The sequence below is a fragment of the Pantoea graminicola genome (assembly GCF_048452665.1).
GTDB lineage: Bacteria > Pseudomonadota > Gammaproteobacteria > Enterobacterales > Enterobacteriaceae > Pantoea.
Genome location: NZ_JBLWSJ010000003.1, coordinates 135,802 through 150,944, shown reverse-complemented (window position 1 = coordinate 150,944; position 15,143 = coordinate 135,802). Strand labels below are relative to the sequence as shown.

Genomic DNA, 15,143 nt, shown 5'->3' with positions numbered 1-15,143 from the left:
CCATGGCATTACTTGATTTCTTTTTATCCCGGAAGAAGAACACTGCCAATATAGCCAAGGAAAGGCTGCAGATTATCGTGGCAGAACGGAGAAGGGGCGACAGTGAGCCCCACTATCTTCCGCAACTTAAGCGCGACATTCTGGAAGTGATTTGCAGATATGTAAAGATTGACCCGGAAATGGTGACGGTGCAGCTGGATCAGAAAGGGGATGATATCTCCATTCTGGAGCTGAACGTCACGCTGCCGGAAACGGATGACGTGACGAAATGACGCTGACCGTTTCCTGAATTTCCCCTGCGCTCTGGCAGGGGAAATTTTATCGGTCAGACATCCGCCAGAATGGCATCAATGCCAGGCTTCAACAGTTCGCCCCGCCATCCGGTGAGTAACTCCGGCTGACGTCCCTGTGGCTTCAGGCCCCAGTGCTGGCTGAGAACCTGATTGATCTGACGGCGTGACGCCAGCAGTTCCTGACTGAACCCACTCTGCTCACTCACCTGCTGCACCAGTGCTTTTACTGCTTTAAACACCTGCTTATAGTGCGGATGATCGATCAGATTACCCAGCGGTGCGGGTAATTCACTCTCGTCCAGCGCCGCAGCGTCGGCGACCAGCGCCACCAGCGTTTTGCCGTGGAAACGAATCTCATGTCCCGACAGCCCCAGATGGTCCAGCTCGCCCAGTGAGCCAGGCATAAAGCGGGCGACCTTCCAGAGATGCTCTTCGCGCACCACAAAATTGACCGCCATATCCTTTTCACGCGCCAGCTTCAGACGCCAGGCCGCCAGCCGCTGTAATGCCGCCAGCTGACGGGGGCGCAGCTGCCAGGCATTGGTGATATCCCGCCAGGCATCATCCGGTACAACCGTGTCGAGACGGCGCTGACAGAGGTTTTCGCACTCGCTGAGCGCCGCTGCCATATTACCGGCAGCCTCAGTATTCGCCATCAGCTGACGGGCAATCGGCAGCAGATAGTGGACATCTGCTGCTGCATAGGCGCACTGACGCTCGGTCAGCGGACGCGCCAGCCAGTCTGTGCGTGATTCACTTTTATCAAGCTCAACCTGGGTGAAATGGGCCACCATGGCGGCAAAACCCCATGAGAGTGGCTGGCCGGAGAAGGCTGCCAGAATCTGGGTGTCGATCATCGGCGTCGGCAGAACGCCGAAGCGGTGCAGGAAAACTTCCAGATCTTCCCCGCCGGCATGCAGGAATTTGGTGACGCGCGTATCCGTTAAGAGTTCGATAAAGGGTGACCAGTCACGGATATTCAGCGGATCGATCAGCACCAGTTGCTGATCGTCAAACAACTGGATCAGACCCAGCTGAGGATAGTAAGTGCGGGTACGGACAAATTCGGTATCCAGTGCCACCGCCGCGTGCTGGCGCGCTTTCTGACACACGTCTGCCAGTTGATCATCCTGGTCGATAAGGGAATAGTTCACGTCTTATTTTCACCGCAGCCAACAACGCGCGGCGCTCCATGTTAAACACAATAAAAACGCCGGACATGCCGGCGTTCAACCTCAATTCAGTCCTGCTTCAGCGCCCGGACTTTGCCTCGTCGCGCAGTTCACGTCGCAGTATCTTGCCAACGTTGGTTTTAGGCAATTCATCCCGGAACTCGATGATCTTCGGCACTTTGTAACCGGTCAGCTGACGGCGACAGTGGTCGAGCACCTCCTCTTTTGTCAGCGAGGGATCTTTTCTGACGATGCAGACTTTCACCGCTTCGCCCGAGAGATCGCTGGGCACGCCAATCGCCGCCGCTTCACGTACTTTAGGATGTTGCATCAGCACATCTTCGATCTCATTCGGGTAGACATTAAAGCCTGACACCAGAATCATATCTTTTTTGCGGTCGACGATGCGAATAAAGCCTTCCTCATCAACGGTAACAATATCACCGCTGTGGAGCCAGCCATTTTTCAGCACCTCGGCCGTGGCTTCGGGGTGCTGCCAGTAACCCAGCATCACCTGCGGACCGCGGATGCAGAGCTCGCCCGGTTCACCCGGTGGCACCTCATTACCGGCATCATCCAGAATCAGGACATCGGTAGAAGGCACCGGCAGGCCGATACTGCCGGTGTGACAGCTGATGTCATAGGGATTGACCGACACCAGCGGCGAACACTCGGTCAGGCCATAGCCCTCCAGCAGATAGTGCCCGGTGAGCTTTTCCCAGCGCTCAGCCACCACTTTCTGCACCGCCATTCCGCCGCCCGCAGAGAGACGCAGCGTGGAAAAATCGAGTTTATTAAACTGCTCATCGTTGAGGAGCGCGTTAAACAGCGTGTTCACGCCGGTGATGGCGGTAAAGGGCACCCTGCCCAGCTCTTTGACAAAGCCGGGGATGTCGCGCGGATTGGTGATCAACAGGTTCTGACCGCCCAGTTCCAGGAACAGCAGGCCATTCACGGTGAGTGCAAAGATGTGATACAGCGGCAACGCGGTGACCACAAACTCTTTGCCATCGCGCAGCATTTTGCCATAGGTCGCCCGGGTCTGCTCAATGTTCGCCTGCATGTTGCGATGGGTCAGCATCGCCCCTTTGGCAACGCCAGTGGTGCCGCCGGTATACTGGAGGAAGGCGAGATCGTCATTGGAAACCGTCGGACGCTGATAAGGCAGCGCGGCCCCACTCTCCAGCACCTGACGAAACGAGATGGCGCCCGGCAGATGGTATTTTGGCACCAGCTTTTTCACATATTTGACGACAAAGTTTACCAGTGTGGCTTTAAGCGGGGCCAGCTGATCGCCCATCCGGGTCAGAATGACGTGGCGAACCGGGGTTTCTGCCACCACTTTTTCCAGCGTGTGGGCAAAATTGGAGACGATAACGATGGCGCTGGCGCCGCTGTCATTAAGCTGATGCTTCAGTTCACGCGGCGTATAGAGCGGATTGACGTTGACCACGACCATGCCCGCACGCAGCACGCCAAACAGGGCCACCGGATACTGGAGCAGGTTAGGCATCATCAGCGCCACCCTGTCTCCGGCTTTCAGGCCCAGCTGTTGCTGGAGATAGGCAGCAAACGCGCGGCTCTTCTCCTCCAGCTGGCGAAACGTCATTTTCTGACCCATGTTCAGAAAGGCGGGTTGATCGGCGTAGCGTTTTACGGCCTGCTCAAACAGATCGACCAGAGAAGTATAACGATCTGCACTTATTTCGGCAGGCACATCTGCCGGGTAGCGTTTCAGCCAAACCTTATTCAAGGATCCACCCCGATAATTATGTTGTATTTCCATCGCTGCCTCAGCCAATCTGGTTTGTTAACAATATTTTAACTGATTGTACCAGTTTGCCTGTTTCGGCATGTTGAGGTTGCGAAGTCCATCACTAAATTTCGTGCTGATAAAACAGACAAATAAAAAGCCCGGCTGCGAGCACCGCGACCGGGCTGAATAAAGACGATGTTCACACTTACTCGGTCAGGATAGTCTGCACCTCTGTCGGGCCGGTATTCATCATGCCCCAGTAAGGATTAGGCCCCCAGTAGCCCCCGCGATGGCGGGTAGGCCCATACCAGATCCAGGGATCCACAGGCTGAGGCGGCGCCATCACCTGCTGCGTCAGCCGCCAGCGCTGATAGCCGCGCACATCGATGACCACGAATTTATAATCCGCCTCTCCGATTTTGCCCTGCTCGGTGCCCTTCAGCGTGCCCAGCACCGTAACATACTGATTACGGACATCCACCGGATCGACAAAACCGTGGATGTCGGCAAAGATCCGGCCAACTGACGCCGCCCCCAGACGCGGTCTGGCGCTGTCATCCAGCGGCTGAGCCGCAATCTCCAGCCGGGTTTTGCCATTCAGATTGGTAACATTGACTACCTTGCCGCCAAAGCGCGACTCCTGCCCGACAAACAGCGACGGATCGCTCATCACCCGCAACAGATCCTGTTGCGGCTGCGGCGAACTGCCCTGCAGCGTGTCAGGAATAGAGACACAACCGGTTAACGCCAGCACGCAGGTCAGCAACAGACCTGAAAGCCCTTTACCACAGATTGACGACATAGAGATTCTCCCATCAGGTAAAGATTAGACTGGACGCATAACAATAAGTTGCGTCTCTTTTACCGGCCAGGTAACTTTTTCCAGGCGACCTCATTGCGCAGATAGGTCGGCTCTGCCGTTTCCGGCAGACACGTTTCACCACGGGCCAGCGCCAGGGCGGCCAGCGGCAGCATATCCTCTGCGGCAGGCAGGGCTACGTCGCTGGCGCTGAGCGTCAAAGAATGGCCCTGCTGAAGCCCCGGATAAGCCTGCCAGCCGGTGCCTGCGGTCATCCATTGGCCGGACAGCGCCTGCATGCGTGCCAGCGCCGCCTCCGGTGAGAGCACGCTTTCGGTGGCCTCGCCCTGCCAGACACCCTGCTCATCGCGCTGATATTCGGCCCAGTAGACCTCCCCCATGCGCGCATCAATCGCGGTTAACACCCGCGTGGCACCGTGCAGACGCCATGCACCTTCCGCCAGGGTTGCCAGAGTAGAGACGGCGATCATCGGCAGAGCGGCACCCAGTGCCAGGCCTTGCGCAATCCCAATCCCGATTCGTACACCGGTAAAACTGCCGGGACCGCGGCCAAACGCCAGCGCGTCAAGATCGGTCAGTTCCAGCCGCTGCGCCAGCAGCAGCTCCTCGACCAGCGGCAGAATGCGCTGGGTGTGATCGCGCGGGGCGATCTCAAATCGGGCATCCATCTGTTGCTGATTCAGCAAAGCGGCTGAACAGGCTTCTGTTGCCGTATCCAGCGCTAAAATTCGGGCTGACATGACTACCTCAGAAGAAAGAAAAACGGCGCGCATCTTAGCACAGAATTACGCGTCTGGTTCGGGTTGCTGGCGGATAAAGGCGATGGCGCGGGCGATATCCCGGGTACGCGGCGTGGGCGGCAGGCTGTTGAGAAACAGTGCACCATAGGGCCGCGACACCAGCCGCTGATCGCAGATCACCAGCACACCGCGATCGTTCGTGTCGCGGATCAGGCGTCCCACCCCCTGCTTCAGGGTGATCACCGCATCCGGCAGCTGCACGTCGGCAAAAGGGTCGCCGCCGCGGATACGACAATCTTCCATCCTCGCCTTCAACAGCGGATCTTCCGGTGAGGTAAAGGGAAGCTTGTCGATGATCACCAGCGACAGCGCATCGCCGCGCACGTCCACGCCCTCCCAGAAGCTGCTGGTCGCCACCAGCAGAGCATTGCCCTTCTCAATAAATTGTTTCAGCAACTGGCCTTTACTGGTTTCACCCTGCACCAGTACCGGCAGCGTCATTGAGGCGCGAAACTCTGCGGCCAGCTCGCGCATCATAAGGTGCGAGGTGCAGAGAAAGAAACAGCGGCCTTTGTTGGCGTCAATCAGCGGCTTCATCATCGCGGCCAGCTGGCGCGCGCCACCAGGCCGGTTCGGTTCCGGCAGATTACGCGGCACGCAGAGCAGCGCCTGCTTCGCAAAGTCGAACGGGCTGTTGAGGATCAGGCTCTTCGCTGCATTGACCCCCAGCCGTTCGGCGAAGTGCGCCATGTTCTCGTCGACCGCCAGCGTTGCAGAGGTAAAGATCCATGCGGCCTTGCGGTTGTCCATCACTTCACGGAAGCGTTCCGCTACCGAAAGCGGCGTCAGCGCCAGGATAAAGTGGCGTGAGGTGCATTCATACCAGTAGCTGTAGCCCGGCTCGTTAATTGCCCGCAGCCGTTTCAGCCGCCCACGATAGAGCGCGGCCCGCTCAAAGGCGGCATCCAGCAGGGCCGATCGGCCCAGCGACAGTTTGATGACGTCGTAGCAAAGCTCAAGCGCGTCATCCAGCAGCGTGAACATGCGCAGAATCGCGTTATCGCTCAGCAGTTCGCGCAGATTACCGCGAAAGCCGGGATCGCCTAATGCCAGCCGGAAATCCTGCGCGCACTGCGCCAGCCGGTCTGCCGATTTCTGCAGCTGCCGGGCATCACGCACTTCGGTGCGGTAGGCGGTAATAATGTCTTTGGCCAGATCGAGTAACTGGCGGCTGGAGAGTTGCTGACCAAAATAGTGGCTGGCGATATCGGGCAGCTGATGGGCTTCGTCGAAGATCATCACATCCGCTTCGGGGATCAGTTCACCAAAGCCCCCCTCCTTTACCACTAAGTCGGCAAGGAACAGATGGTGGTTAACCACTACGACATCGGCGTCCATCGCACGCTTTCGCGCTTTGACCACAAAACACTCTTTGTAACGCGGACAATCGGTGCCGAGGCAGTTATCGTTGGTGCTGGTGACCAGCGGCCAGACCGGGCTGTCTTCGGTTACGCCTGCGCAGCTGCTGATGTCTCCATCTTCCGTCTGCGACGACCAGCTTCGCAGCGTCACCAGGTCGGTCAGCGCCTGAACAGTGAGATCGCCTCCCGCCATCGACTGCTGTTCCAGCCGTTCCAGGCAGAGATAATTTGAGCGCCCCTTCAGCAGGGCGGTTTTACCCGTGAACTTCAGCGCGCGGGTCATAGTGGGCAGATCGCGGCCATAGAGCTGATCCTGCAGCGCTTTGGAACCGGTGGAGACAATCACTTTTTTACCGGCCCGCAGAGCGGGCGCCAGATAGGCATAGGTTTTGCCGGTGCCAGTGCCGGCTTCCACCACCAGTTCACCCTGCTGTTTTACGGCTTCTGAAACCGCCTGCGCCATCTCACGTTGTGCTTCGCGCGGCCTGAAACCTGCGATCGCCTGCGCCAGGGCGCCATCCACTGCAAAATCGTCTGCCACATACCCTCACAAAGAACGGCAAAAACACTGTAATTATGTCAGTATTGCCATAACAAAGCAAAATAGAGGTTTTTCAACAGATTAGGCAATTATGGCAGAAACAAGCGGGCCCTGTAACCGCTTCGCGGAAACAAAAAGGCGGCACATGGCCGCCTGAGGATATGGGCTCCCTGCCAAAGCACCGGGTTGGGGCTTACTCGACGATCATGCGGCCGTTAAGGTGCTGCAGCGGACGATTGTTGGTGGTTTTCAGAGCCCGCTTAAAGGCGTCGAGCTGGGCCTGCGAGAGTGTGACCGGCTGCTTCATCACCAGCCAGCGGATGCCTTCGCTGCAGGGAGGCGTGGTCAGCGAACCGCTGAAACGATAATAGTGCAGGTCTTCCGGGAAGAGCTCGCGCAGATCGACCTGACGATTGATGCTGACCTGCTGATTCTCCTTTTTCGGCATCGCGTCAATCAGGGGAGTCAGCGCCGGGTTCTCTTTGCCGACTTCAAACATCACCGCGACTACGGCCAGGTCGCCATCCTCTTTGCTGTGAACAAAATGGGCTTCCAGCGGAAAGGTATGTCCATTGATCTGGTTTTCACCGGGCGTGTGAAAATGATACTGACGCAGAGTGAACTTTTCACCGTCCAGAATAAAGTCATCTTCATGATCGACGGTAACCTGAATAGTGTGGCCATTATTAATGACTTTTTCCGCCGACGCCTGATAAGCCAGATTCAGGGGCTGCAGATGCCCCTGTATGGGATCTTTAATATTTATGGGCGACTGCGCCTTTCCTTCGTGGCAGAGGTGAAAATCGCTGCTCAGTTCGCTCCAGTGCTTCGGCCCTGCTTTGCCTTCGTAGCTCCAGTGCGGCTCTGCTGCGCTGGCGACACCCATGGACGACAGCGCGATGATCAGACTTAACCGTGTTAATCGTTTCATTTTTATCCCTGCTGATAAGCTAATGTGCGGCAGCGATAATATTCCGCGCCCTTTTATATCAGCAAGGTGACAAAATGCGATCGTTCACCTTCTTCAGGAATAATGAGTTTACTATTTTTATCGATGTTAATTTAATTAACATTCTCGTTTTATCATTATTCAGAATTAAATGGCCGGTGTGGTCCGGGCGCTGAATATGTCCGTTAACGATTAAATGCCAGAGCATTTTTCAGAAGCTGAAGGAAAAAAGAAACCGCAAAACGGGCGTTTTGCGGTTTATCTGTCACGCAGAAGAGACGGGCGGCCCGTTCCCGGTTAGCAGATCAGACATCCTTTTCCAGCGGATCCTCTTCCTCATCCTCTGCGTCATCTTCAGGATAGATCTCAGCATCATCTGGCAGGGGTTCATCGTAATCAGGACGTTCAGACATAATTACCTCCGGTGATAAATAGCAGTGCTGCTATTTCAGATGAGCATAGTTAACCGGCACGCCCCGCCGCACAATTTCCGCCTGAAGTGTGAGCCGGGCTTAAGATCGCTGTAAGAGCGTGAAAAGGTTCAAACGGCTCTGCGTTAATGGTGTATGTAGAGCGCGCCCGCCAGCATAATGATGAAGAGCACAGCAAACGTTATTACTCCCTGCCGGGTGCCTTTGGATAACCCCACAAAGGCCGCGATAACAATAAAGAGCAGCGTCAGTGCGCCCGCCATCACCCAAAACAGATACTGCGTATTCGCCATGTGTTCATCCTCATTCTGTGGCGCTATCTTTTGATTGATTTATAACATTTTTCAGCCCGTCCTGCCGGAGTTTCACCGCAGACAGCGGCTGATTGCGCGATTTGCAGACGTGCGCCCGGTCTGACGCCCGCCATGGCGCGGCGGACAGTGTGATGCAGTTATCAAATGCAGAGGAACGCCGCGAGGAAACTAACACCCGGATTATACTAATCAAATCAGCTGACCGTTGGGATGTGGCACCTGCTGGCTGATGTGCCGACACTGGCTTAACGTTGCCTCAGGCACTGTTAAGCAGATGGCCTTAACCCGACTGCCTGACTCAGGCGGAGGAATGTGATGAACTATTTCCGCATCGGCTCTCTCGCCGGCGTGCTGCTGCTCTGCGGCTGCCAGGCCCCCACGCCCGACCAGGCTCGTCAGCAGGCACCGCTCTTTCAGGGCCAGAGCACCCGAACCGCCCCCCAGCTCAGCGACTGTATCTATCGCGGCTGGTCCACCACGACAGTCATTGCCAGCGATAACACTACCCACACTCAGCCCAGAGGCAGTGACATCAGCGTTTACACCTGGGAGGATTCCATTTTTGCGGATATCACCCCACAGCGGAAAGGATCGGAGGTGAAATATTTCACCACGTTCAGGATGGCGCCTCAGGTGATGGCGGACAGGCAGGCAATCGTTCAGCGCTGCCTGCGGGCGTAAAGGGTGACAGCGGTGTCAGGAGTGTGCCAGGCTAATGCGCAAATAACGAGGGAGAAACCGATGAGCATTACCCGCATTGATCCGGAACACCGCATGTCCGAGGCTGTCATTCATAACGACACCATCTACTACACCAGCGTGCCAGAAAACCTGGACGCCGATGCCGAAGCACAGACAGCGAATGCGCTGGCCGTCATTGATGCGATGCTGACGCGCCTGGGCAGCGACAAAAGCAAAATCCTGGATGCAACGCTGTTTCTGGTCGATAAAGCCGACTTCCCTGCGATGAACCGCGCCTGGGACGCCTGGGTCTCGCCGGATAATGCGCCGGTGCGCTGCACGGTTCAGGCCGGACTGTTGAATCCGAAATATAAAATCGAAATTAAGATTATCGCGGCCCGTTAACCGCGCCGGGCGTTATTCCTCTTCGTTTTCATCATCTTCGTCGTCGAATAGCGCCCGAATCTGTTCACCCGTATGGCTCTCACGAATTTCCTGCGCCACCTGGGCGATCGCCTGGCCGCTCGTCAGCCCGCCAGCCATTAATTCCTGAATGCGTTCGACGGCCTGTTGCTGCTGCTCATGAGAGAGCGCCGGTAATCCTGTTATCATGTTCTACTCCTGCGTTGGGGCTGACAGTATCCCACGCCGAACTAACAGGTGCCAGTCAGGAAAAAATATGTCAGTCTGACCGCCTCTTTGCCTGCTGATTTCTCTGCACGATGATTGTTGAAACCCTGACGCTTGATTACACCCCGGATGCGCTGATACAGCGCTTCGCGCCCCTTTCCTCTCTGCCGTGGGCGATGCTGCTCTCCTCCGCGCAGGCCAGCCACAGCGACAACCGCTTTGATATTCTGACCGCCGACCCGCGTGCGACGCTGGTTACCCGGGGAGCCACCACCACTATCAGCGACCGGAACGGCAGCCGCGACTCCACCGCCGATCCGCTGCTGCTGGTTCAGCAGCAGTGTGATGCACTCGGCGTCACGCCGGTGACCAGCGAAGCTTTACCGTTTCAGGGCGGGGCGCTGGGCCTGTTCGGTTACGATCTGGGCCGCCGGTTTGAATCCCTGCCGCAGCACGCCGAGGCCGATCTCACCACGCCGGACATGGCGGTGGGGATCTATGACTGGGCGCTCATTGCCGATCACCACCAGCAGACGCTGACGCTGGTGGCGACAGAAAACGTAGCGGCGCGGGCCGCCTGGCTGACAGCCTGGCCCGCGCGCAAAACCACGCCTTTTTTACTGACCAGCCGCTGGCGTTCGAATCTGAGCTATGCCGACTACGCCGCACGCTTCGACCGGGTACAAGCCTACATTCAGGCGGGCGACTGTTACCAGGTCAACCTGGCCCAGCGTTTTCAGGCGGGCTATCAGGGGGATGAGTGGCAGGCGTTTACCCGGCTGAATGCGGCCAACCGCGCGCCGTTCAGTGCGTTCCTGCGTCTGCCTGGCAGTGCGATCCTCAGCCTGTCGCCCGAGCGTTTTCTCTCCCTGAATCAGAAACAGATCGAGACCCGACCGATAAAAGGCACCCGGCCACGTTGCAGCGATCCCGTCGCCGATGCGCAACAGGCCGAGGCGCTGCGCAGTGCGGAGAAAGATCGGGCCGAAAACCTGATGATTGTCGATCTGCTGCGCAACGATATCGGCCGCGTCGCCGTGCCCGGCTCGGTGACGGTGCCGGAGCTGTTTGTGGTTGAGCCCTTTCCTGCGGTGCATCACCTGGTGAGTACGGTGCGGGCGCAGCTGCCTGAGACCCTGCAGGCCACCGATCTGCTGCGCGCCTGTTTCCCGGGCGGATCGATAACCGGTGCGCCCAAAATCCGGGCGATGGAGATTATTGATGAACTGGAGCCGCAGCGCCGCAATGCCTGGTGCGGCAGTATCGGCTATCTCAGCCTCTGCGGAAGGATGGATACCAGTATCACCATCCGCACGCTGATCGCCGAGGGGCAGCAGATCTACTGTGCCGCGGGAGGCGGGCTGGTGGCCGACAGCGATCCGGCGGCGGAATATCAGGAGACGCTCGACAAAGTGAGCCGGATTTTACCGGCGCTGGAACAGATCGGAGGTACCGTTGGCCCTGACGCTTGAGACCTTCCGCAGCCGTTTTCTGTTGCAGCAGCCCGCCCGCAGCACGCAGCGCCTCTCAGGACGTCATGCTGCGGTGCTGGTGCCGGTGGTGGCGCGGGCTGAACCTGGCCTGCTGCTGACGCAACGCTCGCATGCGCTGCGAAAACATGCCGGGCAGGTGGCCTTTCCCGGCGGGATGCAGGATGCCACCGACGCCTCGCTGATCGCCACCGCACTGCGCGAAGCGCAGGAAGAGGTCGGGCTGGACCCGCAGCAGGTCGAGGTGCTGGGCGCGATGCCTGCCGTAACCAGCAGTACCGGTTTTCAGGTGACGCCGGTGCTGGGGATTATTCCGGCCGGTCTGCGCTTGACCCTGAATCAGGATGAGGTCAGCAGCGCCTTTGAGATGCCGCTGGCCGAGGCATTACAGCTCAGCCGCTACAGCGTGCTGGAGATCAACCGGGCAGGCGTCCGCCATCCTGTCTGGCTGTCACGTTACCAGGATTATCTGGTCTGGGGCATGACCGCCGGGATTATCCGTTCGCTGAGTACGCAAATCGCTTTCTGAGATTCCCTGCCCCGGCCCGTCAGCTCCCTGCCGGTTTACGCTATAATTTTTTCTACTGGTTTTAATAAGTTTATTTCATGCGAAAAGCTGCTCTTTTCCGGTGCATGACCTTTACTATTAGCGCCATAAACTGCCGCGGCAGACTGATAATAATTGTGAGGAGTGTCACCTGTGATTAGTGTTTTCGACATGTTCAAAGTGGGCATCGGCCCCTCAAGTTCGCATACTGTCGGCCCGATGAAAGCGGGTAAACAGTTTGTGGATTTGCTCAGCGAACAGGGAAAGCTGCAGGAGGTGACCCGGATCGCCGTGGATGTCTATGGGTCGCTCTCACTGACCGGTAAAGGCCACCACACGGACATCGCCATTATTATGGGTCTGGCGGGCGAATCACCGGATACCGTAGACATCGATGCGATCCCCGCCTTTATCAAGGATGTGGAACAGCGTGAGCGGCTGCTGCTGGCAAAAGGCGCGCATGAGGTGGACTTTCCGCGCGAAGGCGGCATGGTGTTCCGCAGTGAGAACCTCTCCCTGCATGAGAACGGCCTGCGCCTGCTCGCGTTTGCGGGCGACCTGCTGATCCTTTCAAAAACCTACTACTCGGTAGGCGGCGGTTTTATTGTCGATGAAGAGCACTTCGGCCAGTCGGCGCTGGATGAGGTCTCTGTTCCCTGGCCGTTCCACTCCGCCAAAGATCTGCTGGCTCACTGCCGCGAAACGGGCCTGTCGCTCTCGGGCCTGGTCATGAAGAACGAACTGGCGCTGCACAGCCGTGATGAGATTCAGGCCTATTTCGCCACCATCTGGCAGACCATGCAGGCCTGTATCGATCGCGGCCTGAATACCGAAGGTGTGCTGCCTGGCCCGCTGCGGGTGCCGCGCCGCGCCGCCTCGCTGCGTCGTCTGCTGACCTCCTCCACCAAACACTCCAGCGATCCGATGATCGTCATCGACTGGATCAATATGTTTGCGCTGGCCGTTAACGAAGAGAACGCTGCGGGTGGCCGGGTGGTGACGGCTCCGACCAACGGCGCCTGCGGCATCGTGCCTGCGGTGCTGGCCTACTACGATCACTTTATCGAGCCGGTCACGCCCGATATCTTCCTGCGCTATTTCCTTGCCTCAGGCGCGATTGGCGTGCTCTATAAAATGAACGCCTCCATCTCTGGTGCCGAAGTGGGCTGCCAGGGTGAAGTCGGTGTCGCCTGCTCAATGGCGGCAGCCGGTCTGGCCGAGCTGCTGGGTGCCAGCCCGGAGCAGGTCTGCGTGGCCGCCGAGATCGGCATGGAGCATAACCTGGGGCTGACCTGTGACCCGGTGGCGGGTCAGGTGCAGGTGCCCTGCATTGAGCGCAACGCGATCGCCTCAGTGAAAGCGATCAACGCGGCGAGAATGGCGCTGCGCCGCACCAGCGAACCACGCGTCTCGCTGGATAAGGTTATCGAAACCATGTATGAAACCGGCAAAGATATGAACGCCAAATATCGTGAAACCTCACGCGGCGGGCTGGCAATCAAGGTTCAGTGCGATTAACGCCCCCAGCGGTTTAAATAACGCGCAAACATAATAAAATCCGTATCCTGCGCTATCTCAGCGCAGGATTACACGGTAGAGTGATTTCCGCGCAGCCGTCCGGCTTGCCCTGCTTTCCAGACCCGCTTTTCTGCATTACGGCCTCAGTTCTGGCCTGACCGTGCCGATACTCATCCCGTTGTGTTGCTTTTTTCTGGCTTTAGGGAAGGTGGAAACTGATGTTGATGGCCCAGCAATATGTTGGACAATTCAGACGCAAGCGTTTGCTGATCGCGCTGATGATCGCCACCCTGGTGCTGATTCTGACGCTGGCATTCCGCTATATCGAAGAAAAAGCGCGCATCGAGCAGCAGGCGATGGATTTTGCCGACAAGGCGATAATGCGGTTCGACCGGATGTTCTCCCCGCTGGAGGTGTCAGCCAGTAATATGCTGGGGCTGGTTGGCGTGCCCTGCCAGGATGTTCGCTTTCCGCTCATTGAGAAGATCTCCTCGCTGCAGACGGTGCGGGCGATTCTGCTGGTCGATAACGATATGCTCTACTGCTCCAGTATCTATGGCCCGCGCACGATCCCCTTTGGAGAGACCTACCCCGACCTGGCCTTTAACGGCCAGCGCATGACGCTCTCTACCGATCGCTATCTGCTGAAAGGGTCACCGATACTCCTGCTGTGGACGCCCAGGAGTCTGGATAACCGCTCCGGCATTCTGCAGGCTATCAATATCGAAATGATGAGCAACTACCTGCTGGAGCCGGAGCTGCCCTGGGTGGAGCGCGCCGTCTTCAACGTCAATGGTCAAAGCCTGGAGTATGGCAATCCATTGATTGAGGCCACGGTGCCGGCCGATGATGAGGTGAGCTACGAGCAGGATTCCCTGCGCTACCCCTTCAGCCTGACGCTCTATGGCCCCTCTCCGACCCGGCTGGCGCTGGCGACGCTGCCTTCCCAGCTGCCGCTGGCGCTGCTGCTGAGCCTGCTGGTCGGCTACATCGTCTGGCTGGCCACCGCGAACCGCATGAGCCTGAGCTGGCAGATCAGCTACGGCATTACCGCGCGCGAGTTTATGGTCTACTGTCAGCCGCTGATTAACAGCAAAAGCGGCGAGTGCGACGGCATCGAGTTACTGCTGCGCTGGCACAATGCCCGCCAGGGCTGGATAGCGCCGGATCTCTTTATTCCGCTGGCCGAGCGGCAGAACCTGATTAAACCCCTGACGCGCTTTGTGCTGGCTGAGGTGGTCAGCGCGTTACCGCAGTTGCCCGACGATCCCGACTTTCATATTGCCATTAACGTGGCGGCCAGCCATTTCCGCGATCGGGCCATTCTGGAGGATCTGCAGACGCTCTGGTGGCCCGCGACGCCTGTGCCGAAACTGGTGGTGGAGCTGACCGAGCGGGATGCGTTGCCGGTCGTGGATCAGTCGGTGATTTCCCAACTGCATGATATCGGCGTGCGGCTGGCGATCGATGACTTCGGCACCGGCCACAGCTCGCTCTCCTATCTGAAAGATCTCCATCCCGATGTGCTGAAAATCGACAAGATTTTCACTGCGGCCATCGGCACAGACGCGATTAACGCCACGGTGACGGATATGGTGATCTCGCTGGCGCAGCGTCTGAATATCAGCCTGGTGGCCGAGGGGGTCGAAACCGCCGAGCAGGCGGCCTACCTGCGCGAGCGCGGCGTGGATCATCTTCAGGGCTACTATTATGCCCGACCGATGCCGCTGGCGGATTTCCCGGCCTGGCTGGCCGCGCATCAGGCCGATGTCCGGCCCTGAGTCCGCGACCGCGCAGGCGACGGACAAAAAAACAGCCGCGGCGGTGAGGCAGCGGCTGT

15 protein-coding genes are annotated in these 15,143 nt (G+C 58.0%); 7 read left to right on the top strand and 8 right to left on the bottom strand.

Annotated elements, in window-relative coordinates:
* The first annotated feature begins 2 nt into the window (after positions 1–2).
* Entirely contained in the window at positions 3–272 is a 270-nt protein-coding gene (gene minE / locus ACNY69_RS08390; protein ID WP_111138877.1) for a cell division topological specificity factor MinE, read from the top strand.
* A gap of 53 nt (positions 273–325) precedes the next feature.
* On the opposite strand, the gene rnd is transcribed toward minE, so the two are convergent.
* The 7 genes from rnd to ACNY69_RS08355 all read right to left on the bottom strand — a co-directional run bounded on the left by rnd (position 326) and on the right by ACNY69_RS08355 (position 8,416).
* Complete coding sequence (rnd, locus tag ACNY69_RS08385; RefSeq protein ID WP_111138876.1) at positions 326–1,447, bottom strand: ribonuclease D; 1,122 nt, start codon at positions 1,445–1,447, stop codon at positions 326–328.
* Between the two features lie 97 nt (positions 1,448–1,544).
* On the bottom strand, positions 1,545–3,218 hold the full coding sequence (fadD, locus tag ACNY69_RS08380) for a long-chain-fatty-acid--CoA ligase FadD (RefSeq protein WP_146240824.1): 1,674 nt from the start codon (positions 3,216–3,218) through the stop codon (positions 1,545–1,547).
* A gap of 208 nt (positions 3,219–3,426) precedes the next feature.
* Positions 3,427–4,023 (bottom strand): Slp family lipoprotein, encoded by a 597-nt coding sequence (locus ACNY69_RS08375; protein ID WP_111138874.1) that lies wholly within the window; start codon positions 4,021–4,023, stop codon positions 3,427–3,429.
* A 59-nt stretch (positions 4,024–4,082) separates the two neighbouring features.
* Complete coding sequence (gene tsaB / locus ACNY69_RS08370; protein WP_111138873.1) at positions 4,083–4,781, bottom strand: tRNA (adenosine(37)-N6)-threonylcarbamoyltransferase complex dimerization subunit type 1 TsaB; 699 nt, start codon at positions 4,779–4,781, stop codon at positions 4,083–4,085.
* A 45-nt stretch (positions 4,782–4,826) separates the two neighbouring features.
* The gene (locus tag ACNY69_RS08365) at positions 4,827–6,743 is read right to left on the bottom strand and encodes an ATP-dependent DNA helicase (RefSeq protein WP_367395539.1); all 1,917 of its coding nucleotides are present in this window, start codon (positions 6,741–6,743) and stop codon (positions 4,827–4,829) included.
* A 193-nt stretch (positions 6,744–6,936) separates the two neighbouring features.
* Positions 6,937–7,674 (bottom strand): carbonic anhydrase, encoded by a 738-nt coding sequence (locus ACNY69_RS08360; RefSeq protein WP_418797925.1) that lies wholly within the window; start codon positions 7,672–7,674, stop codon positions 6,937–6,939.
* Positions 7,675–8,248: 574 nt separating this feature from the next.
* Positions 8,249–8,416 (bottom strand): hypothetical protein, encoded by a 168-nt coding sequence (locus ACNY69_RS08355; RefSeq protein WP_179895566.1) that lies wholly within the window; start codon positions 8,414–8,416, stop codon positions 8,249–8,251.
* Positions 8,417–8,752: 336 nt separating this feature from the next.
* Here ACNY69_RS08355 and ACNY69_RS08350 point away from each other — a divergent pair, with 336 nt between their 5' ends.
* A complete protein-coding gene (locus ACNY69_RS08350; protein ID WP_111138870.1) occupies positions 8,753–9,118 on the top strand; it encodes a hypothetical protein in 366 nt (121 codons plus the stop codon).
* Positions 9,119–9,178: 60 nt separating this feature from the next.
* Positions 9,179–9,523, top strand: a complete 345-nt coding sequence (locus ACNY69_RS08345) for a RidA family protein (RefSeq protein WP_111138869.1) — start codon at positions 9,179–9,181, stop codon at positions 9,521–9,523.
* 12 nt (positions 9,524–9,535) lie between these two features.
* Here the strand turns inward: ACNY69_RS08345 and ACNY69_RS08340 are convergent, their stop codons facing one another.
* A complete protein-coding gene (locus ACNY69_RS08340; protein ID WP_111138868.1) occupies positions 9,536–9,730 on the bottom strand; it encodes a YoaH family protein in 195 nt (64 codons plus the stop codon).
* Positions 9,731–9,840: 110 nt separating this feature from the next.
* On the opposite strand from ACNY69_RS08340, the gene pabB reads away from it, so the two are divergent.
* The 4 genes from pabB (at position 9,841) to ACNY69_RS08320 (ending at position 15,084) form a co-directional block, all read left to right on the top strand.
* The gene (gene pabB, locus ACNY69_RS08335; protein WP_418797922.1) at positions 9,841–11,220 is read left to right on the top strand and encodes an aminodeoxychorismate synthase component 1; all 1,380 of its coding nucleotides are present in this window, start codon (positions 9,841–9,843) and stop codon (positions 11,218–11,220) included.
* The gene (locus ACNY69_RS08330) at positions 11,204–11,767 is read left to right on the top strand and encodes a CoA pyrophosphatase (RefSeq protein ID WP_418797920.1); all 564 of its coding nucleotides are present in this window, start codon (positions 11,204–11,206) and stop codon (positions 11,765–11,767) included. The genes pabB and ACNY69_RS08330 overlap by 17 nt, the downstream gene beginning before the upstream one ends.
* Before the next feature lie 171 nt (positions 11,768–11,938).
* Positions 11,939–13,303: an L-serine ammonia-lyase gene (locus ACNY69_RS08325; protein WP_111138865.1), complete on the top strand. Its 1,365-nt coding sequence runs from the start codon at positions 11,939–11,941 to the stop codon at positions 13,301–13,303.
* Between the two features lie 218 nt (positions 13,304–13,521).
* Positions 13,522–15,084 (top strand): EAL domain-containing protein, encoded by a 1,563-nt coding sequence (locus ACNY69_RS08320; RefSeq protein ID WP_111138864.1) that lies wholly within the window; start codon positions 13,522–13,524, stop codon positions 15,082–15,084.
* Positions 15,085–15,143 lie beyond the last annotated feature (59 nt).

What these genes read in the sequence shown, in the direction of transcription:
- minE (WP_111138877.1), top strand. Translation starts at nt 3, where the DNA reads ATGGCATTACTTGATTTCTTTTTATCCCGGAAGAAGAACACTGCCAAT.
- ACNY69_RS08375 (WP_111138874.1), bottom strand. Translation starts at nt 4,023, where the DNA reads ATGTCGTCAATCTGTGGTAAAGGGCTTTCAGGTCTGTTGCTGACCTGC.
- tsaB (WP_111138873.1), bottom strand. Translation starts at nt 4,781, where the DNA reads ATGTCAGCCCGAATTTTAGCGCTGGATACGGCAACAGAAGCCTGTTCA.
- ACNY69_RS08360 (WP_418797925.1), bottom strand. Translation starts at nt 7,674, where the DNA reads ATGAAACGATTAACACGGTTAAGTCTGATCATCGCGCTGTCGTCCATG.
- ACNY69_RS08355 (WP_179895566.1), bottom strand. Translation starts at nt 8,416, where the DNA reads ATGGCGAATACGCAGTATCTGTTTTGGGTGATGGCGGGCGCACTGACG.
- ACNY69_RS08350 (WP_111138870.1), top strand. Translation starts at nt 8,753, where the DNA reads ATGAACTATTTCCGCATCGGCTCTCTCGCCGGCGTGCTGCTGCTCTGC.
- ACNY69_RS08345 (WP_111138869.1), top strand. Translation starts at nt 9,179, where the DNA reads ATGAGCATTACCCGCATTGATCCGGAACACCGCATGTCCGAGGCTGTC.
- ACNY69_RS08340 (WP_111138868.1), bottom strand. Translation starts at nt 9,730, where the DNA reads ATGATAACAGGATTACCGGCGCTCTCTCATGAGCAGCAGCAACAGGCC.
- pabB (WP_418797922.1), top strand. Translation starts at nt 9,841, where the DNA reads ATGATTGTTGAAACCCTGACGCTTGATTACACCCCGGATGCGCTGATA.
- ACNY69_RS08320 (WP_111138864.1), top strand. Translation starts at nt 13,522, where the DNA reads ATGTTGATGGCCCAGCAATATGTTGGACAATTCAGACGCAAGCGTTTG.